We start from the raw sequence: 23,420 nt of genomic DNA on the forward strand, positions 1-23,420 counted from the left end.
CTTCATTTATAGGGGACTTCGATGTCCGTACGACGCACACGCAAAGACGATGGCAGCCAATGGACAGTTGCGGACAGCCGCAGTGTTTACGGGATTCGCCATTGGGGGGCCGGATATTTCGCGATCAATGACGCCGGTCGCGTAGAAGTTCGTCCGAACGGCCCGAACAGCACGCCCGTCGACCTGTACGAGCAGGTTGACCAGTTGCGCAAAAGCGGCCTGTCCCTGCCCCTGCTGGTGCGCTTCCCGGATATCCTGCAAGACCGTGTACGCCAGTTGACTGGCGCCTTCGACGCCAATATCGAGCGTCTGGAGTACCAGAGCAAATACACCGCGTTGTACCCGATCAAGGTGAATCAACAAGAAGCGGTGATCGAGAACATCATCGCCACCCAGGACGTCTCCATCGGCCTGGAGGCCGGCTCCAAACCGGAGTTGTTGGCTGTACTGGCGTTGGCGCCCAAAGGCGGCACTATCGTTTGCAACGGTTACAAAGACCGCGAGTTCATCCGCCTGGCGCTGATGGGCCAGAAGCTGGGCCACAATGTCTTTATCGTGATCGAGAAAGAATCCGAAGTTAGCCTGGTGATCGAAGAAGCCGCCAACCTCAAGGTCAAGCCCCAGGTCGGCCTACGGGTGCGCCTGTCGTCCCTGGCGTCGAGCAAGTGGGCGGACACCGGTGGCGAGAAGTCCAAGTTCGGTTTGTCGGCGGCGCAGTTGCTGTCGGTGGTGGAGCGTTTCCGCGCCGCTGGCCTGGACCAGGGCATCCGCCTGTTGCACTTCCATATGGGTTCGCAGATCGCCAACCTGGCGGACTACCAGCACGGGTTCAAGGAAGCCATTCGTTACTACGGCGAACTGCGCAACCTTGGCTTGCCGGTGGACCATATCGATGTGGGCGGCGGGCTGGGTGTGGACTACGACGGTACGCACTCGCGTAACGCCAGTTCGATCAACTATGACATGGACGATTACGCCGGTGTGGTGGTGGGCATGCTCAAGGAATTCTGCGATGCGCAGAGCCTGCCGCACCCGCACATATTCTCCGAAAGCGGGCGCTCCCTGACCGCCCACCACGCCATGCTGGTGGTGCAAGTTACTGACGTCGAGAAACACAACGACGACGTCCCGGTGATTGAAAACAAGGAATCCCTGCCGGAAACCGTGCAATGGCTGGTGGACCTGCTGGGCCCGACCGACATTGAAATGGTCACCGAAACCTACTGGCGCGCCACTCACTACATGAGCGACGTGGCCACCCAGTACGCCGACGGCAAACTGACCCTGGCTGAAAAAGCCCTGGCCGAACAGTGCTACTTCGCCGTGTGCCGCCGCCTGCACAACTCGCTGAAAGCCCGCCAGCGCTCGCACCGCCAGGTGCTGGACGAACTCAACGACAAGCTGGCTGACAAGTACATTTGCAACTTCTCGGTGTTCCAGAGCCTGCCAGATACCTGGGCTATTGGCCAAGTGCTGCCGATCCTGCCGTTGCACCGCCTGGAGGAAGAGCCGCTGCGCCGCGCGGTGCTGCAAGACTTGACCTGCGACTCCGACGGCAAGATCAAGCAATACGTCGACGAGCAGAGCATCGAGACCAGCCTGCCGGTTCATGGTTTGAACGAAGGTGAGGACTATTTGCTGGGGATTTTCCTGGTGGGCGCCTACCAGGAAATCCTCGGGGATATGCATAACCTGTTCGGTGACACCGACTCGGTGAACATCTACCAGCGTGATGACGGTTCGGTGTACAGCGCCGGTATCGAGACCCACGACACCATCGAAGACATGCTGCGCTACGTGCACTTGTCGCCGGAGGAGTTGATGACTCACTACCGTGACAAGTGCGCCAGCGCGAAAATCACGGCCAGCGAGCGTACCCAGTTCCTGGACGCTTTGCGGTTGGGGCTGACGCGGTCGTCTTACCTGTCGTCTTGATGGATTAGCGGCTAAAGAAAACCCACCAGAGCTGGTGGGTTTTTTTATAGGTGTTCGTCGGGCTCAAGCGTGGGTGAACCATTGATCACGGCGGCTCAAGTGCCAGGCAAAAGCAGCCAGAATTGCGCTGCGCAAGATCATGAACAGCAAGAACGTCAGCCACAGGCCGTGATTGCCCAGACCTTGCAGTGCCCAGGCAAACGGCAGTAACACGACGACACTGAGTAGCATGCCGTTACGCATTTCCCGGGCACGGGTGGCGCCGATAAACAGACCGTCCAGCAGGTAACTCCACACGGCAATCAGTGGCAGCACCGCCAGATACGGCAAGTAGATGAAGGCTGTTTCCCGCACGCTGGGGATATCGGTCTGCATGACAATAAACAGATGGCCGGCCACCGAGAACAGCAGGGCGAAGCCGACGCTAGCCAGCAATGACCAGCCGCAGGCGACCACCAGGGAGCGGCGCAAGGCCTGGCGGTCACGGGCGCCGATGGCGTGGCCACATAACGCTTCCACCGCGTGGGCCAGACCATCCAGGGCATGGGCGGTCAACAGCAGCCCATTGAGCAGCAGTGCATTGGCCGCCACCGTGGCATCGCCCAGCCGCGCGCCTTGTACGGTGATCATGAAAAACACCGACTGCAATGCCAGGCTGCGGATGAAAATGTCGCGGTTCACCGCCAATAGCGGGCGCCAACTCTGCCAACGTTTCAGCGCTGCCCAGGCGATATGCCCGGGATAGGCACGCAGGGCTTTTTGCGTCATGGCAAGTCCCAGCAGGGCGCCGGTCCATTCGGCAATCACCGACGCCCGCGCCGAACCGACGACACCCCAGTCCAGGCCGAGTACAAACCACAGGTTCAGGGCAATGTTCACCAGGTTGGTGGTCAGCAGGATCGCCAACGGTGCGCGGGCGTTTTGCGTGCCAAGGAACCAGCCCACCAACGCGTAGCTGGCGAGTGCGGCGGGCAGGCCGAACAAGCGAATATGGAAAAACTCGCGGGCCAGTTGATTCAGTTCCGGCGACGGTTGCATCCAGTCCAGCACCACACCGCTCAGCGGCACGCCGATGGTGCCCAGTACCATCGCCAGGCCCAGCGCCAGCAACAAACCCTGCAGCAGGATTTGCCGCAGTGCGGCTCCGTCTCCACGCCCGGCCGCCTGTGCGGCAAACCCGGTGGAGCCCATGCGCAGGAAGCCCATGGCCCAGGCGAGGAAGGTATACAGGCTGGCCCCCACGGCCACGGCGCCCAATTGATGGGCGTGGGGCAGGTGGCCGATGACCATGCTGTCCACCAACGCCACCAGCGGCACGGAAATATTCGACAGAATCATCGGCGCGGCCAGGGCCCAGACGCGGCGATGGGTGGGGCGGTGGCGCCAGTCGGTGAGCAGGGCAGTCATGGAGGCTCCTTGGGGAGCCGCATTGTACCCGCGTACCCTGATCGTTCCCATGCTCTGCGTGGGAACGACCTGCGCACCTGCGTAGGAATGATCTCGAAGCCCGTGCCACCCAGAACCAAGCCGCCCTCCGTCGGTCAATGTGACCAGCGCCACAACCCCTTTGCCTGCGCTGATATATAGTTCATCCCTTGCATCCCCTGACAACGAGTGTCCCATGCTTAACAAAGGACTGTTCCTGGCTTGTGCGCTGGCCTTGCTGAGCGCTTGCGATTCATCCGATAAAGCGGCTGCTCCGCCGGCCCCTGCGGCAGCTACCGTGCCGGTACAGGTCAAGCCTGCGGTGGATGTGGCCGCGCTCAAGCAGCGTTATGCCGGCCGAGAGTTAAGCGTGGTGGACGTCTCCGAAGTCCAACTGGACGGCGCCAGTACCTTGTCGGTGAGCTTCTCGATTCCCCTCGATCCCGAGCAGAAGCTCGACGGTAAATTGCATCTGGTGGACAGCAAGTCGGGCAAGGTCGATGGCGCCTGGGAGCTGTCGGATAACCTGATGGAACTGCGCCTGCGCCATCTGGAACCCCAGCGTAAATTGGTGCTGACGGTGGACGCCGGCCTGCGCGCCGTCAACGGCGCCAAGCTCGCCGCCGAATACACCAGCCGCCTGGAAACCCGTGACCTGCAAGCGACTGTCGGGTTTGCCAGCCGTGGCACCTTATTGCCGACACGGTTGGCCGAGGGCTTGCCGGTGATCGCGCTGAATGTCGACAAGATCGACGTCGAGTTCTTTCGCATCAAGCCTGAATCACTGCCCGCATTCCTCACCCGATGGGGGCGCAACTCCAGCCTGCAAAGCTATGAATCCCGCGAACTGCTGCCTATGGCCGACCTGGTCTATAGCGGCCGCTTCGACCTGAACCCTGTGCGCAACACCCGGGAAACCCTGCTACTGCCGATCGCCGGCCTCAAGCCACTGCAACAGCCGGGGGTGTACCTGGCGGTGATGCGTGCATCGGGCACCTACGACTATTCGCAACCGGCCACGCTGTTCACCCTGAGTGATATCGGCCTGTCGGTGCACCGTTACCAGAACCGCCTGGACGTATTCACCCAGGCCCTTGAAGGCGGCAAAGCCCTGGATGGCGTGGACCTGGAAGTCCTCGACGCCGAAGGTCGCGTGCTGGGCCAGGGCAAGACCGAGAAGGGCGGCCATGCCGAGTTGCCACTGCCGAAAAAAGCCCAGGTGCTACTGGCCAAGCAGGGTGACCAGACCAGCATGCTGCGCCTGGACAGTGCAGCCTTGGACCTGGCGGAATTCGATATTGGCGGCCAGCCCGCCCATCCGTTGCAATTTTTTGTGTTTGGCCCCCGCGACCTGTATCGCCCGGGTGAAACCGTACTGCTCAATGCGCTGTTGCGGGACAAGGACGGCAAGGCCGTCAAGCCACAACCGGTGAGTGTGGAGGTACGTCGCCCGGATGAGCAGGTCAGCCGCAAGTTTGTCTGGGATGCCGATGCTTCCGGTCTTTATCAATACTCGCTGCAACTGGCCGGCGAAGCGCCGACGGGCCGCTGGCAGTTGGTGTTCGACCTGGGTGACGGCAAGCCGCAGCTTTATGAGTTCCTTGTCGAGGACTTCTTGCCGGAACGCCTGGCTCTGGAGCTGAAGGGCAGTGATACCCCACTCAAACCGGCCGACAACGCCACCATTCATGTCAACGGTCGCTACCTGTACGGCGCACCGGCGTCCGGTAACCGGGTCAGCGGGCAAGTCTATGTGCGCCCACTGCGCGAAGCGGTCAAGTCGCTGCCGGGTTATCAGTTCGGCTCTGTCACTGAAGAAGAACTGAGCCAGGACTTCGAACTGGACGAAAGTGTGCTCGACGTCAACGGCGAAGAACTGCTGACGCTGGAAAGCAAATGGGCGGACGTCAAGTCGCCGCTGCAACTCATTGTCCAGGCCAGCCTGCAAGAGTCGGGCGGGCGGCCGATTACCCGGCGGCTGGTGCAACCGGTGTGGCCGGCCAAACAGTTGCCGGGCTTGCGCGGTTTGTTCGAGGGCAAGGAAACCAATGGCGATGGCCCGGTGGAGTTTGAAGTACTGGTGGCCAACCAGGACGGTCAGAAACTGGCTGCCGAGAACCTCAAGGTGCGCCTGGTGCGCGAGCGCCGCGACTACTACTGGAACTACTCCGACAACGATGGCTGGAGCTATCACTACAACGAGAAATTTCTCAACCTTGATGAGCAGACCGTCACTATCAAGGCTGGCGACACCGCCAAGGCCAGCTTCCAGGTGGAGTGGGGCCCTTATCGCGTCGAGGTTGAAGACCCGCAAACCGGTCTGATCAGCAGTGTGCGCTTCTGGGCGGGTTACCAGGCCCAGGACAATACCGAAGGCGGTGCCGTACGGCCGGATCAGGTCAAGCTGGCGCTGGACAAACCGGCCTATGGCGATGGCGATACCGCCACTGTCACCGTTACCCCGCCGGCGGCAGGTAAAGGTTATCTGCTATTGGAATCCAGCGAAGGACCGTTGTGGTGGCAGGAAATCGAGGTGCCGGCCGAAGGCAAGAGCTTTGCCGTGAAGCTCGACCCGAAATGGTCGCGCCATGACCTGTATGTCAGCGCCCTGGTGGTTCGTGCGGGCGAACGCAAGGCTAATATCACGCCCAAGCGTGCGGTGGGCTTGCTGCATCTGCCGTTGGATCGTACCCAGCGCAAGCTTGGCGTGACCCTTGCGGCCCCGGAAAAAATGCGCCCCAAACAACCGCTGACGGTGAAGATCACCGCCAGGAACACCGACGGCAGCGTACCGAAACAGGTGCATGTACTGCTGGCGGCGGTGGACGTGGGTATTCTCAATATCACCGAATACCCGACGCCGGACCCCTACTCCAGCCTGTTTGGCCGCAAGGCTTATGGGGTCGACCAGTTCGACATTTATGGCCAGTTGATCGAAGCCGGGCAAGGCCGCCTCGCCAGCCTGGCGTTCGGTGGCGACGCCGCGTTGGCCAAGGGCGGCAAGCGGCCAGACACCAGCGTGACCATCGTCGCCTTGCAGAGCGCGCCGGTCACCTTGAACGATCAAGGCGAGGGCGAGGTCAGCGTCAATATTCCTGATTTCAACGGCGAACTGCGCCTGATGGCCCAGGCCTGGACCGATGATCGCTACGGCATGGCCGAAGGCAAGACGGTGATCGCTGCGCCGCTGGTTGCCGAGCTTTCGGCGCCGCGCTTCCTGGCCGGGGGTGACCAGACTCGGTTGGCGCTGGACTTGTCCAATTTGTCGGGCAACGCGCAGAAGCTTGATGTGCAATTGACCGCCGAAGGCCAACTGACGTTGCTGGGCGATCCCTCGCAAAGCGTGCAGTTGACCCAGGGCCAGCGCACTACGTTGCAGGTTCCGGTGCGTGCGCTGGGCGGGTTTGGTCAGGGCAAGGTCAAGGTCACGGTCAATGGCCTGGCCCTGCCGGGCGAAAACCTGCCGCCGTTTACCCGCGAATGGACCTTGGGCGTGCGCCCGGCTTATCCGGCATTGCTTAAGCAATACCGCGCGGTGCTCAAGGATCAAACCTGGAGTTTGCCGGACGCCGAACTGGCGTTGTTCGAACCGGCCGGGCGTGAGGCACTGTTGAGCCTGTCGAGCCGGCCGCCATTGAACCTTGGCGAACAGATCCGTGCGCTCAAGGCTTATCCCTATGGCTGCCTGGAACAAACCGCTAGCGGGCTGTACCCATCGTTGTATGCCGATACGCAAGTGTTGGCGCGCCTGGGCCTCAAGGGCGAGCCGGATGCCGAGCGCAAACGCAAGATCGAGTTGGGTATTGAGCGTTTGTTGGGCATGCAGCGCTACAACGGCAGCTTCGGTTTGTGGGGGGCCGATGGTGAGGAAGAATACTGGCTGACGGCCTATGTCACTGACTTCCTGCTGCGGGCTCGCGACCAAGGGTTCGCTGTGCCGTCCGAGGCGCTGAAGAAAGCCAGTGAGCGCCTGCTGCGTTATGTGCAGGAGCGCAACCTGATCGATGTCGACTACAGCGACAATGCCGACCACACCCGGTTCGCTGTGCAGGCCTATGCCGGCATGGTCCTGGCCCGTAGTCAGCAGGCGCCGTTGGGGGCTTTGCGCAGCTTGTTCGAGCGGCGTACCGACGTCCGTTCCGGTTTGCCGCTGGTGCAGTTGGCTATCGCCTTGCAGAAGATGGGCGATCAGCCCCGTGCCGATCAGGCCTTGATTGCCGGGCTGGCGGTGAAGCGCAAAGCCAATGAATGGTTGGCGGACTACGGCAGCCCGTTGCGCGACCAGGCGATGATTCTGGCATTGCTGGAGGAGAACGATCTGGCCAAGGGCAAACGTGAAGAGCGACTGTTCGAGCTGTCGGACCAGATGGCGGCCAGCCAGTGGTTGTCGACCCAGGAGCGCAACTCATTGTTCCTTGCCGGGCGCACCTTGCTGGGTAAACCCGAAGCCAACTGGACCGCACAGCTCACCAGCGGTGGCGAAACCCGCGAGCTGAATAACGGCCAGTCGGGCCTGAAGCTGGAAGGGGCGTTGCTGGCATCACCGCTGACCTTGCGTAACCAGGGCAGCGAGCCGATCTACCAGCAACTGAGCATTTCCGGTTATCCACAGCAGTCACCGGCCGCCGGTGGCGAGAACCTGAGTATTCGTCGTGAGTACCTGGGGATGAATGGCCAGCCGCTGAACTTGCATAATCTCAATAGCGGCGACCTGGTGCTGGTACACCTGGCTGTCAGCGCCAAGCAACGGGTGCCGGACGCTCTGGTGGTGGACCTGTTGCCCGCCGGCCTGGAGCTGGAGAACCAGAACCTGGCACAAAGCGCCGCCAGCCTGGAAAACGCCAGCAGCCAGGTCAAGGAATGGCGTGAGTCGATGCAGAACGCGTCCCTCAAACACCAGGAGTTCCGCGATGATCGGTATGTGGCAGCGCTGAATCTGGATGGCTATGGCACCACGCACCTGCTGTATCTGGCGCGAGCCGTGACGCCGGGAACTTACCGTGTGCCGCCGCCGCAAGTGGAGTCGATGTACCGGCCGAACTGGCAGGCGGTGGGGGAAACCCCGGCGGACATGGTGATCAAGGGCCGCTAAACGCAACTAACTGTAGGAGCGGGCTGGCCCGCAAAAAACGCAGAGGCACCGCGTTTATTCAGAATGCCAGCGTTATCGTTGACGTTCTTCGCGAGCAAGCTCGCTCCTACAATTTAGTGGACGACCCAACTGAGCAGCCACAGCCCAAGCATCAACCAGATAATCCCCATGATGATCGAGGCTCGCATGAAGGCGCGGACTGCCGAGTACAGCAACATCAGGCCGATGATCAAGGTGATGATGCTGATGATCGAGGTGTCCATGCCCAAGGTGCGTGACAGGCCTTCGACAAAGTTGCCGCCGGCATGAGTCAATGCATTGAATAATCCACTGAGCCCGTCGACGATAAAACGGATGACGGAACCGAGCGCCTGGCCCAGCCATTCGAAAAAGCTTTCTACCTGCATATGTGCGTCCTGATGAAAAGGTGGGCGTATCTGCCGGACCTGAGCCTTTGGTCGTCAATCCCGTGGGCTAGTTCCGTGAAGCATAGAGGTTTGCCTGGGTGAATTTGCGATTAGTTGCGCGCTGGATCCTCGCCAGTGTGGTGCTGGTGATTGCCTTGCCATGGCTTGCAGACCAAATCTGGCCGCTGCCCTTGCCCAAGGATGACCAGGCTCGCGTGGTGCTGGCCGAAGATGGTACACCGTTGTGGCGTTTCGCCGATGCCAACGGCGTGTGGCGCTATCCTGTGCAAACCCGTGAGGTGTCGCCGTACTACCTCGATGCGCTGCTGACTTATGAAGACCGCTGGTTCTACCAGCACCCCGGCATCAACCCGTTGGCCCTGGTGCGCGCCACCTGGCAAAACCTCAGCGATGCACGTGTGGTGTCGGGTGGCAGCACGTTGTCGATGCAAGTGGCGCGTTTGCTCGATCCCCATTCGCGCACCTTCCACGGCAAGTTGTGGCAACTGTGGCGCACTGCCCAGTTGGAATGGCACTTATCCAAGGACCAGATCCTCAACCTGTACCTGAACCGCGCGCCTTTTGGTGGAACCTTGCAAGGCGTGGCGGCCGCCAGTTGGGCGTATCTGGGCAAATCACCGCAGCACCTGACCCATGCCGAGGCTGCAATGCTCGCGGTATTGCCCCAGGCACCCAGCCGCTTGCGCCCGGATCGCCACCCGCGACGTGCCCAGCAAGCGCGGGACAAGGTGTTGCGCCGGCTGGCCGAGTTTCAGGTGTGGCCGCAGGCTGCCGTCGATGAAGCCCTGGAGGAACCCTTGCTGCTGGCGCCACGCCTGGAGCCGAGCCTGGCGCCATTGCTGGCGCGCCGTTTGAACCGGCCTGACAGCCCGCCGCTGATACGCACCACCCTGGACGCCACCCTGCAGCGTCGTCTTGAAGACTTGTTGCTGGGCTGGCGCGCCCGTTTGCCTGAGCACACTTCGGCGGCGATCCTGGTGGTGGAGGAAGAAACCATGGCGGTACGAGCTTACCTGGGGTCGGTGGACATCAACGATGCCCGGCGCTTCGGCCATGTCGACATGATCAGCGCCCTGCGTTCGCCGGGCTCCACCTTGAAACCCTTCCTTTATGGCATGGCTTTGGACGCTGGGCTGATTCACTCCGAATCGCTGCTGCAGGACGTTCCAAGGCGTTACGGCGATTATCGACCGGGTAACTTTTCCATGGGGTTCAGCGGCGCGGTGCCGGCCAGTACTGCGTTGTCCAGCTCCTTGAACTTGCCGGCGGTGCAGTTGCTGGAAGCCTACGGGCCGAAACGTTTTGCTGGCCAAATGCGCATCGCGGGTATGCCTCTGGCATTGCCGGTGCTGGCGGAACCGAACCTGGCGCTGATCCTTGGTGGCGCCGGCAGCCGCCTGGAGGACCTGGTCAGTGGTTACAGTGCCTTTGCCCGGGACGGCAAGAGCGCCACCCTTCGCCTGCAACCGGACGATGTGCTGCGCGAACGCCCCTTGTTGTCCCCAGGTTCGGCGTGGATTGTGCGGCGCATTCTCAGTGGCCTGGCGCGACCTGACCGCGACCCCCGGGCCGAGTTGGTACAGCGTCCGGCGCTGGCCTGGAAAACCGGCACCAGTTATGGCTTTCGCGATGCCTGGGCGATTGGCGTCGGGCCGCGCTATCTGATCGGTGTGTGGATCGGCCGTCCGGATGGCACTCCGGTGCCCGGTCAGTTCGGCCTGGCTTCGGCGGCGCCGTTGATGTTGCAAGTACACGACGTGCTGACCAATCGTGACAGCCAGCGCGGTATCAGTGCCGGGGTCAAACCGGTGCCGATGAACGTCGGCGTCGCTGCCATCTGCTGGCCCCTGGGCCAACCCATGAGTCGCAGCGATCCCAATTGCCGTCGTCAGCGCTTCGCCTGGACCCTGGATAACACCACGCCGCCGACGTTGCAGGCGCTGGACCAGCCGTTGAGTGTCGGGTTGATGGAGAAAGTCTGGGTCAATGCCAAAGGGTTGCGGGTGGACGCCAATTGCCCGGGGGCAGTGTCTCGGGATATCGCTGTGTGGCCAGCGCCGCTGGAGCCCTGGTTACCGCGAGTGGAGCGCCGTGATGCACGAATCCCGGCGGCCGATCCTGATTGCCCGCCACCGGCGCTGGCGGCGTCTTCGCCGCTGTCTATTGTCGGTGTGCGCGAAGGAGACCGGCTGCGGCTTCCCGCTGGCAGCCAGCAGCAACTGCGGCTGAAAATCTCCGCCCTGGGCGGCAGTGGCCGACGCTGGTGGTTCCTCAATGGCGCGCCGCTGGGGGATAGCGCCAATCAGGACAGCATCCATGCCAGTTTCGAGCAGTTGGGGCGTTATCAACTCAGTGTGCTCGATGCAGCCGGCCAGACGGCACGAGTGGAGTTCAGCGTGGTGGATTGACCTTACTCACGGTAGGCGCGAGCGTGCTCGCGAAAAAACTGCAGGCCCCGCGACCCACCTGGCGTGCTGCGTTAACGTTTTTCGCGAGCGAGCTCGCTCCTACACATGCGCATTACGCACGCTTGCCTTCCCCGCTCATCCGCCCGAAGCTATACACCTTCAGGAGCCCCCCATGAACCTCGAACATCTCACCGAACGCCTGCATCGCATCCGCGATAACAATGATTGGAAGCAATTCCACAGCCCGAAAAACCTGGCCATGGCCGCCAGTGTGGAAATGGCCGAGTTGGTGGAAATTTTCCAATGGCTGAGCGAAGACCAGTCGCGTCAGTTGCCTGCCGACAAGCTCGCCCATGCCGGTCAGGAGGTGGGTGATATCGTGCTGTATCTGCTGTTGCTGTGCAGCGAACTGGGGTTGGATATGGACCAAGTGGTACGCGCCAAGCTGGCTGACAGCGAACGGCGGTTTGCCCATGAGTGACCGTCATTTCGACCAATTGGCCACCCGGTTTGCCGAGAAAATCTACGGCGGGGCCAAGGGCGCGATTCGCCTGGCGGTGTTGCAGGCCGACCTTGTTGAAGCGCTGCCGGATCGCCCGCTGCGGGTGCTGGATATCGGCGCCGGCCTGGGTCATATGTCGCTGTGGCTGGCTGAGCGTGGTCATCATGTGACCTTGGCCGAACCCGCCGAGCCGATGCTCGAAGGCGCCCGTCAACGCTTTGCCGACGCTGGGCACACGGCGACTTTTATCCAGGCGCCCTGGCAGGATCTGTTGGGCCAGCTCACCGAACCCTACGACCTGGTGCTCTGCCACGCCGTGCTGGAATGGCTGGCCGAGCCTCACGCGATCCTGCCGGTGTTGCACCAACTGACGGTGCCCGGCGGCTGGTTATCCCTGGCTTTTTACAACCGCGATGCGTTGATTTACCGCAATTTGCTCAAGGGCCACTTTCGCAAAATGCGCAAGAATGACATGGCCGGCGAAAAGCAGAGCCTGACCCCGCAACAGCCCCTTGACCCTCGGGAGTTGGCGGCGCAACTAGAGGGCCTGTGGCAGGTCGAAACCCAGAGTGGCGTGCGGGTGTTCCACGACTATATGCCGGGGGAGTTCCAGGCTCGTGTCGCGTTGCAGGACTTGTTGGAGATGGAGCTCGCTCACCGTCGTCACCCAAGCTTTGCCGGGCTTGGGCGTTATTTGCACTGGATCTGCCGTCCGGTTTAAACGGCGCAAATTGCGGAGGTCGAAATGAAACGCTGTGTTGGATTGATTTTGCTGTCCCTGGGCCTGGGCGCCTGTTCCAGCAACAACCCTTATGTTGCGGCCTCCAACCCCATGCCCCCGGCGCCTGCCCAAGCGGCCGCCACCTTTGATCGCAGTGCCTACCCGGCGCCGGTGCGTGATTACGGCGCCTATCGCAATTGGGCCTGGCGCAACGGCCAACTGCCGGCGGGCACGGCCTGGGCTGACTCGGCACAGGTCGCCGAAGCGGTCAGCGGTGCCCTGGACCAACGCGGCTTGCGCCCGTTGCATGACAACCGGCCACCAGACTTGCTGGTCAGTGCCGATGTACGCCTGGAGAAGCGTCTGCGCCAGGTCCAGGACGATTATGGTTACGGCTATGGTGGCTACAACCGTTATGGCAATGGCTACGGCATGTACAACAGCGTGCCAGTGGTGCGCACCTATGAGGTGCAGGTCGTGGTGGTGCGGGTCAACCTGTTCGACGCCCGCAGTGGCCAGCCGGTGTGGAGCGCCAGTGCCGAAACCGGCAGCCAGGGCAGCCTCGGCGAGCGCGGTGATGCCTTGCGCCAGGCTGTGCAAAAGGCGATGACGGCGTATCCTCCCAGTTAGCAGCTATTCTCATTTCAAGCTCGGGGCCGCCCCTTGGAGAAAGAATCATGTTTTGTCGTATCGCGTTGCTCGCTTTTGTTGTGCTGCTGGGCGGTTGCCAGACCAGCCAGGTGAACCACGACTTTGACGCCAGCCGGGACTTTGCCGCCTACCGCAACTGGAGCTGGAAAGAACCGGCCTTGCAGTACCGGCCCGATGATCCGCGGATCAAGAGTGACCTCACCGAACAGCGGATTCGCCAGGCCGTGGGCGAGCAACTCGACCAGCGCGGCTTGCGTCCGGCGACGCCCGGTACCAGGGCGGATCTGAATATACAGGCGTACCTGATCGTCGAAGACCGTCAGCAGCAAGTCAGCACCAATTATGGCGGCGCCTGGGGCGGCCCGTGGAACGGGTATTGGGGCGCGCCGATGTACAACGAGACCCGCAATATCACCTACAAGGTCGCGACCCTCCAGATTGATTTGCTGGACGGCAAGGACGGCAAGCTGGTGTGGCGCGGCAGCGATGAGCAAATCCTCAGCGGCACCCCCAGCCCTCAGGATCGCAGCGCCGCGATCCGGGCAACGGTGACCAAGGTGCTGTCCAACTATCCGCCGCATTGATGGAATCCCAGATAAGAGTGTTTGCCCGCCTCTTGTGATTCCCTTTCCTCCGCCAGTCGCCTTCATGGCGACTGGCCAGCGCAGCCGCCAACCCTTGTCTACACTGCTGTTCAACACAGGAGAGTAAGCGCCCGGCCGCTCGCCGGCAAAGGAGCCCCCGATGTCTCCCCGACTTGAATACTCCAGGCAGCGCGGTGCCATTGGCCTGATGGCGGTCGGCACCTTGGCGCTGGCGCTGGTGTGCATGTTGTTGGTGGTGGACAGCGGGCGGTTGTATCTGGAGAAGCGTAAGTTGCAAAACGTGGCCGATATGGCGGCGTTGGAAGCTGCCGGCCTCGGCGGCCAGTGCACGCCAACTAACACCGCTACCGACTACGCCAAACAAAATGCCACGCGCAACGGTTTTACCGTGGTTGCCAACGACAGCAGCCGGGGGCTGGTAGTGGATTGCGGCAGACTCTCGACCAACGCCAGCAACATACGGGTATTCAGCGCCGATGCCAGTAAAAACGAAGCCATACGTGTGGTGGCGACACATACTCTGACAACCAGTCTTGCCAATGGCGTATGGAACCTGTTCAAGGGGCAGGCATTGGGGAATACGACGTTGACCGCGACGGCGGTTGCGGCGCTGGCGCCACCGGTGGCTTCGCTGACCATCCAGAGTACGACAATCGACGTAGACTCCAACAAGTCCGTCATTCTCAATAGTCTGTTCGGTGGTTTGTTGGGTGGCAGTTTGAATATATCGGCGGCAGGCTGGAATGGCCTGATTGCCTCCGATATTTCCCTGCTGAGTTATCTGAACCAGTTGAAAGTCGACCTTGGGCTTACGGCGGTTGGCTACTCGCAAGTGCTGGGCAACACCATCCATGTCAGCCAACTGTTTCAATCCGCGATCAATGTGCTGGATCCTACTCATACCCTGGGTGCGACGGTGACCATTGCCAGTTTGCAGGCACTCAATGTGGCGGCAGGTACTACCCAGGTGGTCCTGGGCAATGTACTGCAGGTTGTCAGTGGCACCGATGTTTCGGCGCTCGCGGTGAACGTGAAGGTATTCGACCTGATCGAGGGCTTCGTACAGCTGGCTAACAAGACCAATGGTTTGGTGGCCAGTTTTCCGATCAACTTGCCGGGTCTGGCACAGATCACTGCCAAGGTTCAGGTGCTGCAACCACCGCAGATGTCGGCGATCGGCAGTCCTGCCAAAGCAATTGCTGTTGGGCACAATCCGCAGTCTGGGCCAAATCGTATTTATGTGCAGACGGCTCAACTGCGAGTTCTATTGTCGATCGGCTTGCCGGTGCTGGATTCGTTGGCGCCTTTGACAAACGCAGTGACCGGGCTGGTCGGGCCGCTGACCAGCACCTTGAGTTCGCTGCTGCAACTTAATCTGGTAGGCGTGATTGATGGTTTGACCTGTTTGCTGGGAGCGTCCTGCACGATGCCTGATCTGCAAATTCTACCGCCCCCTCTGAAGATCGACGTGGCGCTGGATGCTGCCAATGGCAGCAGTTGGGTCACCGGTTATAGTTGCGCCAACCCCGCGAGTAAAACTCTGACGACCAATACCACGACGGCGCTGGCGACTTTGAAAGTCGGCAATATTGACCCCTCCAGCGTGTTCGGCAACAGCCAGACACCGTCACAAATTCAACTTCTTCCTATAAAATTGGTGGATATCGGCACCATGACCTGTCGCCGGTTGCTGATTTTCAATGACTGCAGTCCTCGTGTGCCCTCTGTAGGTGGCGGTATTGCCTTGTCGGTCGATACTAAGGTGGCGGAAAATGCCAATACGTCGGTGACCCACACCTATGTCTCACCCGGCTTGAAGGATATTGGACAGCAGCCGCTTTATTACCCCTATGTCACGACTAACCTGGTCACCAACCTCTCGGATACGGTGGCGGGTATCAACATTCAGATGTACGGCCCGACACCTGGCAACTCGAACTTGCTGGGTGATGTTATCGGTGGCCTTGGGTCGATTCTGAGCAACGTCAGTTCACTCCTGATCGCTACGATAAAAACTGTGCTGGGCCCTCTGTTGGATACGGTGCTTAACACCCTGTTACTGGGGCTGGGTATCGACGTCAATCAGGTCGAGGTGGGTGCTAACCTGAGTTGTCACACTGGCCGTGCCTACCTGGTGATCTAACTTTCTACCACCGGCAACTCCACACAAAACCGCGCCCCATCCTCCCCGTTGGCAACACTCAGCCGTCCCCCCATGTTTTCCACAATCCCATAGCTCACCGACAACCCCAGCCCGGTGCCCACGCCAATCGGCTTGGTGGTAAAAAATGGTTCGAAAATCCGCTCCAGCAGGCGCGAGTCGATGCCGCCGGCATTGTCTTCCACCCAGATGCGTACATGCCGGCTGTCATGTTCGTGGTGTACCGAAATCCAGGGCTGGAAGTCGCGGTCGTTTTCACGGGTGCCCAGCAGGGCGTCGCGGGCGTTGACTAGCAGGTTGATCAGCACTTGCTCCAACTGGTCGGCATAGCCTTTGACTTGCACCGGCCCGCAGGCCGGGGCGATACGCAATTCGATGCCTTTGCCGCGCATGCCTTCGGCGAGCAGGGCGAGGGTACCTTCCAGCGCTTGTGCCGGGTCGAACGGCTGTTGCTCGACTTCCGAGCGCCGCCCGAACACTCGCATGTGGTCCACCACCCGTGCCGCCCGCTGGACCTGGGCGTCGATGCGCTGGAGTTTTTCCGTGAGGTAGTCGACCTGTACGTCGCCGTTACCCAGGCGCTTGAGTATATTGACGATGGCCAGGCGCATCACGTTCAGCGGTTGGTTGATTTCATGGGCCAGGCCTGTGGCCATTTCGCCGAGGGTGGCCATTTTTGCGCTTTGGGTCAGTTGCTGCTGGGAGCGACGCACTTCGGTGTTGTCGCGGCCCACGGCCTGGATTTCTTGCAACTGGCCGTGTTCATCGAACACGCCACGGTCGGACCAGACCCACCAGGCATGTTCGCGCCCCGGCAGTTGCAGGCTGATTTCGGCGGTGCTGACCGGGAACTCCGGGCTCAACTGGCTGATGCGTTGTACAAACACCAGGCGCTGTTCTTCCGAAAGCCAGTGGCTGAGGTTCATCCCCGGCAATTGCTCGGGCAGGCACTCCATGTAGTTGGCCAGCGGCGTGTTACCGAAGGTCAGGGTCAGGTCCGGGCGGTAACGGCAGATCATCGCGGGGGAGTCTTCCACCAGGATCCGGTAGCGCTCTTCACTGTCTTTGACCCGTTGCGCCGCCAGGGTCGCCTCGGTGACGTCCAGCCACAAGCCGACCGCTTCCACCGGCAGGCCAAGGTCGTCACGCAGCAGCTTGGCCTCGTCCAGCAGCCAGTGGTAGTCACCTTGTTTGTCCCGCACCCGGTAACGGCTGCGCACACTGCCCTCGCGCAGCAGTTGGCGAGTGCGCTCGAAGTAGATATCGCGGTCGTCGGGGTGGACCCACGCAAGCAGGCTGTCGTGAGTCGCCTCGGCCAGGGTCCAGCCCAGTACGGGCAACAGGCTGTCGCTGTAAAACGCCGGGTGCAGGGCACCGTTCACATAGCGCTGCACGTAGATCACTGCCGGTGAGCTGGCAATCAGGTTATCCAGCCGGGCATGGGCGGCGGCCGCTTGCAGTTGCTGGTTCTTGATATCACTGATGTCGAGCATGAAGCCGACCCAGCGCCGGTTGTCACCGACGCCCAGGACCTGGCCCTGGACGCGGTACCAGATCGGCAGTCCGCTGGCATCGCTGCGTTGCAGGCGCACGCTGGTCAACAGCGGCTTGCCCAGGGTTTGCAGGTCTTGCAGGCGGCTGTTGAGCTCCTGGCGATCGGCGGTGTGGATCAGGTTCAGCCAGGCAGCCTGGGGCAGGCGGGAGGGGCCGTCTTCCAGGTTCAGGCTGCGCACGAGTTGGGGGGCCAACTGGATGTCTGTGCTGGCGGGCAATAACTCCCACCAGCCGGTTCCCAACAAACCTTGCAAGGCCTCCAGGCGCTCCAGTTGTTGATGGTGACGCTGCTCGCGCAGACGACTGAGCAACGGGCCAGCCAGGGCGGCGGTAAGGTTCAGCCAGTCGCGTTCGCTGGTCAGTTGTTGGCCGCTATAAAAACCGCAGAGCAGCCAGGCCGCGACGCCCTGGCCGTCCCGGTAGGGCACCAGGAAACCGTCGGTGTTGCCAAACACACTGTGCAAGCGAGGGTGCTCGCTGTGCCCCTGGGCCATGTCCAGGCTCAGCGGGGTATTGCTGTTGATGCTGTCCAGGCAGGTGCCCAGGTGTTGCCCGGTTTGCCACAGTGCGGGTGCATCATGGGCCGCGTACTGGCTGTAGATCAGCCAGCCTTGGTCCTGTTGATCCAGCAAGGCGAGAGCGACACAGGGAATGTGCCAGCGCTGGGCCAGGCTGCGCAGGTGTTCGTTGAATACCTGCGGCAGGCGAGTGAGGCTGCACACCCGCAGTTGTTCGCTCATCTGGCTGGTGAGTTGATGGTTCTGTTGGCGGTATTGCGCTGCTTGGCGGTCGCCGAGCAAGTCACCAATGTCCAGCACCCGCAGCAACCAGCCATCGCCATGGGCCTCGACCGCGCCTCGGGTATGCAGGGTGGGCCCGGCGGCCGTGTGGAAATCCAGGTCCAGGCTGTGGCGTTGCCAGTGCAGCGGGGCTCCTTCAATTACCAAGGCACTGTGGGCGCACAACAGATCACGCAGCAAGGGTAGGGGGTCGCTGCTGAGAGGTTGGGGCAGTTGTTGGCGTAACGTGCCGCCGATATGCAGCACACGGCCTTGATTATCCAATTGCAATTGCAACCCGGCGCAGGGTTGGGCTGGATGGATGCGGGTGCCCGGGGCCTGGGCGCTGCCGCGGCCGAGCAGGCGCCCGAAGAGTGTGTCCCCCGAGATCAAAATTGCAGGCTCGATCGGGCTTGGAGGTCGGCCGGCAGGTTCGGCACGGTGCCAATGCCTGGCAGGACCATGAATGGCAAAACGCCTTTGAGAAGGGTTGAGGGGTACGAGACCTGGACGGTCAGTACGCCACCGACGTAACTTGCGGTGACATGATCGTCAGCGAAGTGGAAGGCGCTCGGGATCCAGTTCAGGTTGAGTCTGGCGGCGTCTTTTGCGGTGTCCTGGAGCACCTTGGAGTAGTCCGGTATGTTGGGGTCCACGGCTACGCCACGACGCACACCTTCGGCGGTGGCCTGGTTGAATCCCTGTAACAACAGCAAAGGCAGGCTGTAGCTGATCATCCCGTAGAACACGGCAAAAAAAACCACAAAAACCACGGCGAATTCAATCGCCGCGGCGCCTTTTTGCCTACGGGGGAGGTTTGTTTTCATCACTGCGTCTACCCTGACTGCTAGCACTTGATACCAGCATAGAATCAATCAGCCAAAAGGGATGTTTTTTACGTGACTCAGGGCTTAATTATCATCCTCTGGCTATTTATATGTGCAATGCAGGACGCACGCCAGCGTCAGATCGCTAATCGGCTGACACTGGGTGTGGCGTTGTTGGCGCTGATCTATTTGCTCTGGAACGGATCTACCTGGTTGGGAGCCTCTGTGTCTCAAGGCCTGGGGGCGTTCATCCTGGCATTGTTGTTCACCCTGCCAGGATACGCGCTGGGACGCCTGGGGGCGGGCGATGTAAAGCTGCTGGCGGCCCTGGGCCTGGCAACGGATCCACTCATTGTGCTGGGGTCCCTGGTCGGCTCGGCGGGCGCCAGCGTGCTGTGGCTGATATTCGCCCCCAGGCTGTGGCCGCTTATGGGGCAAGGGCTTAAAGAGCGACTGACGCACCTGGCGCCTGGCGCCTCAACAAAACTACCTTTTGCGCCCTTTCTCCTGATTGGGTTTGGCTGTGCCTGGTTTTGGATCCATTAATCGTCCTGTTCCACCTATCGCTATGTACATAGTCGGAAAGTAGGCTACGTTTATTCTCATAGTTGTGTGGGAAAGGTCTTTTGAAGTGATAGGTCAATTTTTGGCTTGCCAGGCATGGAGTAACGCGTGAACAAGCTTATATCGGCAGTAAAAGTGCTCGTAGTCGACGATCAACCCCTGATCGTGGAGGAGCTCTGTGAATTTCTCGAAAGCAGCGGTTATCGTTGCGTCCCGTGTGAGTCCAGCCAACAGGCCTTGGAGCGTTTCAGCGCAGACACCGAGATCAGCCTGGTGCTGTGCGACCTGTATATGCCGCAGATGGATGGCATCGAGTTGGTCCAGGCGATGCAAAAAGTGGCCGGCAAAACGCGGGCGTTCGAGGCCATCATGCTGACCGGCCGTGCCGACAAGCAGGATGTGATCAAGGCCCTGCGCGCCGGGATTGCCGACTACTACCAGAAACCCATCAACCTTGAAGAGTTGCTAGAAGGCCTGCAGCGCCAGGAAGCGGTGTTGGCGGATCGGCAAAAGAGTGTGCACCTGGGCAGTTTGAACCAGAAGCTGCAATACCTTTCCGAGTCCATCAATGATCTGTACCAGGATCTGGACAAGGTGCGCCGCAGCCCGGCACCCGCGTCGTCGGATGGCGAGAATGGGCCGGCGGTCGATAATGCAGAACCGATGGAAATGCCGGCGATCTTCAATCAATTGTCCCCTCGGCAACTGGATGTCGCCCGGCTGGTGAGCAAGGGCCAGACCAACTATCAGATCGCCTGTGAACTGGGGATTACTGAAAACACCGTCAAACTCTATGTGTCCCAGGTATTGCGCTTGACCCACATGCATAACCGCACCCAGTTGGCCTTGGCGCTCTCACCCGGCCACTCGGGCATGCGGCAGCGGATGACGGCCCACTGACGCCCATTGTTTAGACGTGAGGAGGGCGCTTGGTTCTTCTCGCTCTACAAGGGCTGTCGCTTCATGACTCAGTTGGTTCCCCCTGACGCCTTCCCCCCGGCTTTTTGATCAAAATATTCGGGGATTGGGTGCTTGTTGCTGTCCAGCCAACGCTGCATGGCCTGTTCGCGTTCGGCGGGAGTGGTCTTCTGCAGAACGGGCGACGCCACCTGCCCACTGACCTGCAACGTCAACCAGTTTTCGGTTTCTTGCTGTTGCCTGGAAGAGGGGCCGGGCTCGATGGCCAGTACGGTCAAGGGCAGCGTCAGTATCGCGATGCTGGCCAGGTAGTGAATGTTCATCGTGAACTCCTTTTATTGGATGACCGGCGACAGAACATCGCTGCCCGCAGCCACTTGCCCCTTGGCCTTTGGCGCCGGTGTGGCCGAACCCTTGAGTTTTTCAGCCCGTGTCTTGGCCTCGGTGACTTGCTCGGGGGTCAGGCCCGACTGGCTGACCAGGTGCGCCGCTTGCTCCCAGTTGTTCTGATAGATCAGCAAGGTCACCAGGTTGACGGCGGCCAGTTGATCACCCTGCTTGAGTTCCATGGCGGTCAGGAATTCAAAGCGTGCGTCCTTGGTGCGCAGTTGATTGAGATACACCACGCCCAGGTCATTACGGATTTTTTCGTCGGTGGGCGCCAGTTTCACGGCACGCTGCAGGTGGGCCATGGCCAGGCCGTTATTGCCCCTGGCCGCGGCCAGTTGCCCCAAGCCGTGCTCACCTTCTGCGGCCATGCAGGTGCCCAGCAGGCTGCGGTACAACGGTTCGGCTTCACTGCGCCCGAGCAATCGATAGGCCTTGGCTTTGCGCTGGCGAACCTGGGGCAGGGTATCGGGCAGGTTCTGCAGGTTAGCCAGGCTGGCGTGCAGCTTGCCATCGTTGGCCATCTCATTGGCCAGGTTCAACGACAGCTCCTGGTCGGCAGCGGGCTTGGGGCAACTGCCCGGGGACATCAGGTTCGCCCAAGGGGGCTGGCCGTTGGTGGCGCAACCGCCGAGCATCAACAACGCCAGGGCGGGAATCAGGGCTTTCATCGAACGCTCCTTAAATATTACTCAGGGATCGGGCGATGGCGATAAACGCCGGTCCCCCAAGGACAATCAGCAACGCGGGAAACAGGAAGAGCATCATCACCACCGACATTTTGGCCGACAACTTGGAGATATATTCCTGCAAACGGGTCAAGCGGCGGTCGTCCAGCAGTTGTTTGAGCGCCAGCAACGACTTCATCGCGCCGCCGCCTTGATGGAGCAACTGCTGGAGAATCACCGTCGTGTCAGTGAACTCATCCACGACCAGCAGCTTGGCGGTCTTGCCCAGCTCTTCGCCCAAATCCAGGCCGGAATCGACCCGTATCAGGATCAAGCGCAGTTCAGCCGTCAGGACGGGTAACAAACGCTGCGATTGTGTGCTTAAGACGCGCAGGGATTGTTCAACCGCCATGCCGGACTCAAATAGAATCCGCAACAATGGGATGAAGGTCGAGACCTCGAGGGCGATCTCCTGTTGCCGGGTTTTAGCGGCGCGGGCCAGGATGCGCTTAGGCAGCAGATAGCCGACCCCCAAGGCTATCAAGGGGACAATCCAGGGTGACTCGACTTTTTGGAAGAACAACTCCTGGGTCAGTATGGCAAGTCCCGACAGCACGATGGGGACACCTACCTGACAGGCCGCGAACATCGAGCGCTGGCTGGATTTTCTCCAACCCACCCGGTTGAGCAGCGTCTGTGTTTCGCTGTCCTGGCTGATTGAGCGTTGAGCGATGGAGCTGCTGCCCAGCTGGCGCATCAGGGTGCCGAACCGGTCTTCACGGGCCAGTTGCCCTTGCAGCCGCTGGGTGACGAGACGTTGACGCCGGCGTTGTTCCAACAGGTGGCCGACAATCACGATGAGGGCGGCAAGAAACAGCAGCGCGCTGATCAGCAAGGCCATCTCAAATACTCCGCAACATGCGCCAAAGCGCCAGGCAGCCCAGCACTTGCATGGCGAGGGCGGCAAATAACAGATAGCGGCCGGTGCCATCGTTCCACATAGTCATCAAGTATTCCGGATTGGCGAGCATGAAATACCCGACCATGGAAATCGGCAGGCCACCCAGAACAAAGGCAGTGATGCGGGTTTCACCGGTCATGGCCCGCAATTGCCGAGCCCCCTGCTCCCGTTCCCGAATCATCTTGATCAGGTTTTCCAACAGCTCGCTGGCATTGCCGCCATATTGATGGTTGACCTTCAAGCCCAGGGCAAACAGCCGGAACTCGTTCTGCTCATAAAACTCAGCGAAGTCATTGGCGGCTTCAGGCAAGCTGATACCTAATTGAACGTTACGCTTAATGCGGCCCATGGCTTGTTTCAGCGGGTCGTTGGTGGCCTCGATGGCGCCCAGTACCGCATCCGCCAGGGTGCGACCCGACTTGAGGCTGCGCACGGTGTGATCCAGCAGTTGCGGCAGTTGTTCGATCATCCGCTTCAACCGCCGCTGATAGCGCCAGGCGATGTACAGCCGCAGGACCAGCGGCGGCAAGAGCGCCATCAGCAGCAAGCCGAACCAACTGGCGACCAGAAACCCCAGGAACACCCCCAGAACCCAGACGGTCAGCCACAGCCCCAGGTTGTCCGTCGGTTTGCCCAGGCCGGCACGCAGGAACATTCGCTCCAAACCCGTCCAGGTGCTGTGCACTTCATTGAGCAATGGCTGCCCTTCGGCCAGGCGTTCCAGCACCCGGTCGGTCTCGGCCTTGCGTATACCGTTCTGGAACATCCTTACCGACAAGCCGATCAGGATCACGCAGATGAGTATCAGGATGGGGCCAGTCATATCACTCTCCC

General features: G+C 60.8%; 18 protein-coding genes. 10 read left to right on the forward strand and 8 right to left on the reverse strand.

Features of this window, described 5'->3' with window-relative positions; genetic code table 11:
- Positions 1-21: 21 nt before the first annotated feature.
- Complete coding sequence (gene speA / locus GIR22_RS19790) at positions 22-1,935, forward strand: arginine decarboxylase (protein WP_154744955.1); 1,914 nt, start codon at positions 22-24, stop codon at positions 1,933-1,935.
- Between the two features lie 63 nt (positions 1,936-1,998).
- On the opposite strand, the gene GIR22_RS19795 is transcribed toward speA, so the two are convergent.
- Positions 1,999-3,342 (reverse strand): MATE family efflux transporter, encoded by a 1,344-nt coding sequence (locus GIR22_RS19795; protein WP_154744956.1) that lies wholly within the window; start codon positions 3,340-3,342, stop codon positions 1,999-2,001.
- Between the two features lie 214 nt (positions 3,343-3,556).
- Here GIR22_RS19795 and GIR22_RS19800 point away from each other — a divergent pair, with 214 nt between their 5' ends.
- Positions 3,557-8,452 (forward strand): alpha-2-macroglobulin family protein, encoded by a 4,896-nt coding sequence (locus tag GIR22_RS19800; protein WP_154744957.1) that lies wholly within the window; start codon positions 3,557-3,559, stop codon positions 8,450-8,452.
- A gap of 113 nt (positions 8,453-8,565) precedes the next feature.
- On the opposite strand, the gene GIR22_RS19805 is transcribed toward GIR22_RS19800, so the two are convergent.
- Positions 8,566-8,859 carry a hypothetical protein gene (locus tag GIR22_RS19805; RefSeq protein WP_154744958.1) on the reverse strand — a complete coding sequence of 98 codons (294 nt, stop codon included), beginning with the start codon at positions 8,857-8,859 and terminating at the stop codon, positions 8,566-8,568.
- 98 nt (positions 8,860-8,957) lie between these two features.
- On the opposite strand from GIR22_RS19805, the gene pbpC reads away from it, so the two are divergent.
- The 6 genes from pbpC to GIR22_RS19835 all read left to right on the forward strand — a co-directional run bounded on the left by pbpC (position 8,958) and on the right by GIR22_RS19835 (position 15,910).
- The gene (pbpC, locus tag GIR22_RS19810; RefSeq protein ID WP_178122366.1) at positions 8,958-11,288 is read left to right on the forward strand and encodes a peptidoglycan glycosyltransferase PbpC; all 2,331 of its coding nucleotides are present in this window, start codon (positions 8,958-8,960) and stop codon (positions 11,286-11,288) included.
- Between the two features lie 172 nt (positions 11,289-11,460).
- Positions 11,461-11,769, forward strand: a complete 309-nt coding sequence (locus GIR22_RS19815; RefSeq protein WP_154744959.1) for a MazG-like family protein — start codon at positions 11,461-11,463, stop codon at positions 11,767-11,769.
- Positions 11,762-12,511, forward strand: a complete 750-nt coding sequence (locus GIR22_RS19820; protein ID WP_154744960.1) for a methyltransferase — start codon at positions 11,762-11,764, stop codon at positions 12,509-12,511. Before GIR22_RS19815 ends, GIR22_RS19820 begins: the two co-directional genes overlap by 8 nt.
- Positions 12,512-12,535: 24 nt before the next feature.
- On the forward strand, positions 12,536-13,141 hold the full coding sequence (locus GIR22_RS19825) for a DUF4136 domain-containing protein (RefSeq protein WP_154744961.1): 606 nt from the start codon (positions 12,536-12,538) through the stop codon (positions 13,139-13,141).
- A 47-nt stretch (positions 13,142-13,188) separates the two neighbouring features.
- Positions 13,189-13,746, forward strand: a complete 558-nt coding sequence (locus GIR22_RS19830; RefSeq protein WP_154744962.1) for a DUF4136 domain-containing protein — start codon at positions 13,189-13,191, stop codon at positions 13,744-13,746.
- Between the two features lie 160 nt (positions 13,747-13,906).
- Positions 13,907-15,910 (forward strand): pilus assembly protein TadG-related protein, encoded by a 2,004-nt coding sequence (locus tag GIR22_RS19835; protein WP_154744963.1) that lies wholly within the window; start codon positions 13,907-13,909, stop codon positions 15,908-15,910.
- Here GIR22_RS19835 and GIR22_RS19840 read toward each other — a convergent pair.
- On the reverse strand, positions 15,907-18,654 hold the full coding sequence (locus GIR22_RS19840; protein ID WP_154744964.1) for a PAS domain-containing sensor histidine kinase: 2,748 nt from the start codon (positions 18,652-18,654) through the stop codon (positions 15,907-15,909). The genes GIR22_RS19835 and GIR22_RS19840 overlap by 4 nt on opposite strands.
- Positions 18,651-19,088, reverse strand: coding sequence for a TadE/TadG family type IV pilus assembly protein (locus GIR22_RS19845; RefSeq protein ID WP_154744965.1), 438 nt, complete (start codon positions 19,086-19,088; stop codon positions 18,651-18,653). Before GIR22_RS19845 ends, GIR22_RS19840 begins: the two co-directional genes overlap by 4 nt.
- Positions 19,089-19,160: 72 nt before the next feature.
- Here GIR22_RS19845 and GIR22_RS19850 point away from each other — a divergent pair, with 72 nt between their 5' ends.
- Both GIR22_RS19850 and GIR22_RS19855 read left to right on the forward strand, forming a co-directional pair.
- Positions 19,161-19,634, forward strand: coding sequence for a prepilin peptidase (locus GIR22_RS19850; RefSeq protein WP_178122367.1), 474 nt, complete (start codon positions 19,161-19,163; stop codon positions 19,632-19,634).
- 126 nt (positions 19,635-19,760) lie between these two features.
- Positions 19,761-20,552 carry a response regulator gene (locus tag GIR22_RS19855; RefSeq protein ID WP_178122368.1) on the forward strand — a complete coding sequence of 264 codons (792 nt, stop codon included), beginning with the start codon at positions 19,761-19,763 and terminating at the stop codon, positions 20,550-20,552.
- A 68-nt stretch (positions 20,553-20,620) separates the two neighbouring features.
- Here the strand turns inward: GIR22_RS19855 and GIR22_RS19860 are convergent, their stop codons facing one another.
- The 4 genes from GIR22_RS19860 to GIR22_RS19875 are packed head-to-tail and all read right to left on the reverse strand — an operon-like array spanning position 20,621 to position 23,409.
- The gene (locus GIR22_RS19860) at positions 20,621-20,893 is read right to left on the reverse strand and encodes a DUF3613 domain-containing protein (protein WP_154744966.1); all 273 of its coding nucleotides are present in this window, start codon (positions 20,891-20,893) and stop codon (positions 20,621-20,623) included.
- Between the two features lie 12 nt (positions 20,894-20,905).
- On the reverse strand, positions 20,906-21,628 hold the full coding sequence (locus tag GIR22_RS19865) for a tetratricopeptide repeat protein (RefSeq protein ID WP_154744967.1): 723 nt from the start codon (positions 21,626-21,628) through the stop codon (positions 20,906-20,908).
- A 10-nt stretch (positions 21,629-21,638) separates the two neighbouring features.
- Positions 21,639-22,526 carry a type II secretion system F family protein gene (locus GIR22_RS19870; RefSeq protein ID WP_154744968.1) on the reverse strand — a complete coding sequence of 296 codons (888 nt, stop codon included), beginning with the start codon at positions 22,524-22,526 and terminating at the stop codon, positions 21,639-21,641.
- 1 nt (position 22,527) lies between these two features.
- Entirely contained in the window at positions 22,528-23,409 is an 882-nt protein-coding gene (locus GIR22_RS19875; RefSeq protein ID WP_154744969.1) for a type II secretion system F family protein, read from the reverse strand.
- Between the last annotated feature and the right edge of the window lie 11 nt (positions 23,410-23,420).

This window comes from Pseudomonas karstica (assembly GCF_009707515.1).
In the GTDB taxonomy this organism is placed as follows: domain Bacteria; phylum Pseudomonadota; class Gammaproteobacteria; order Pseudomonadales; family Pseudomonadaceae; genus Aquipseudomonas; species Aquipseudomonas karstica.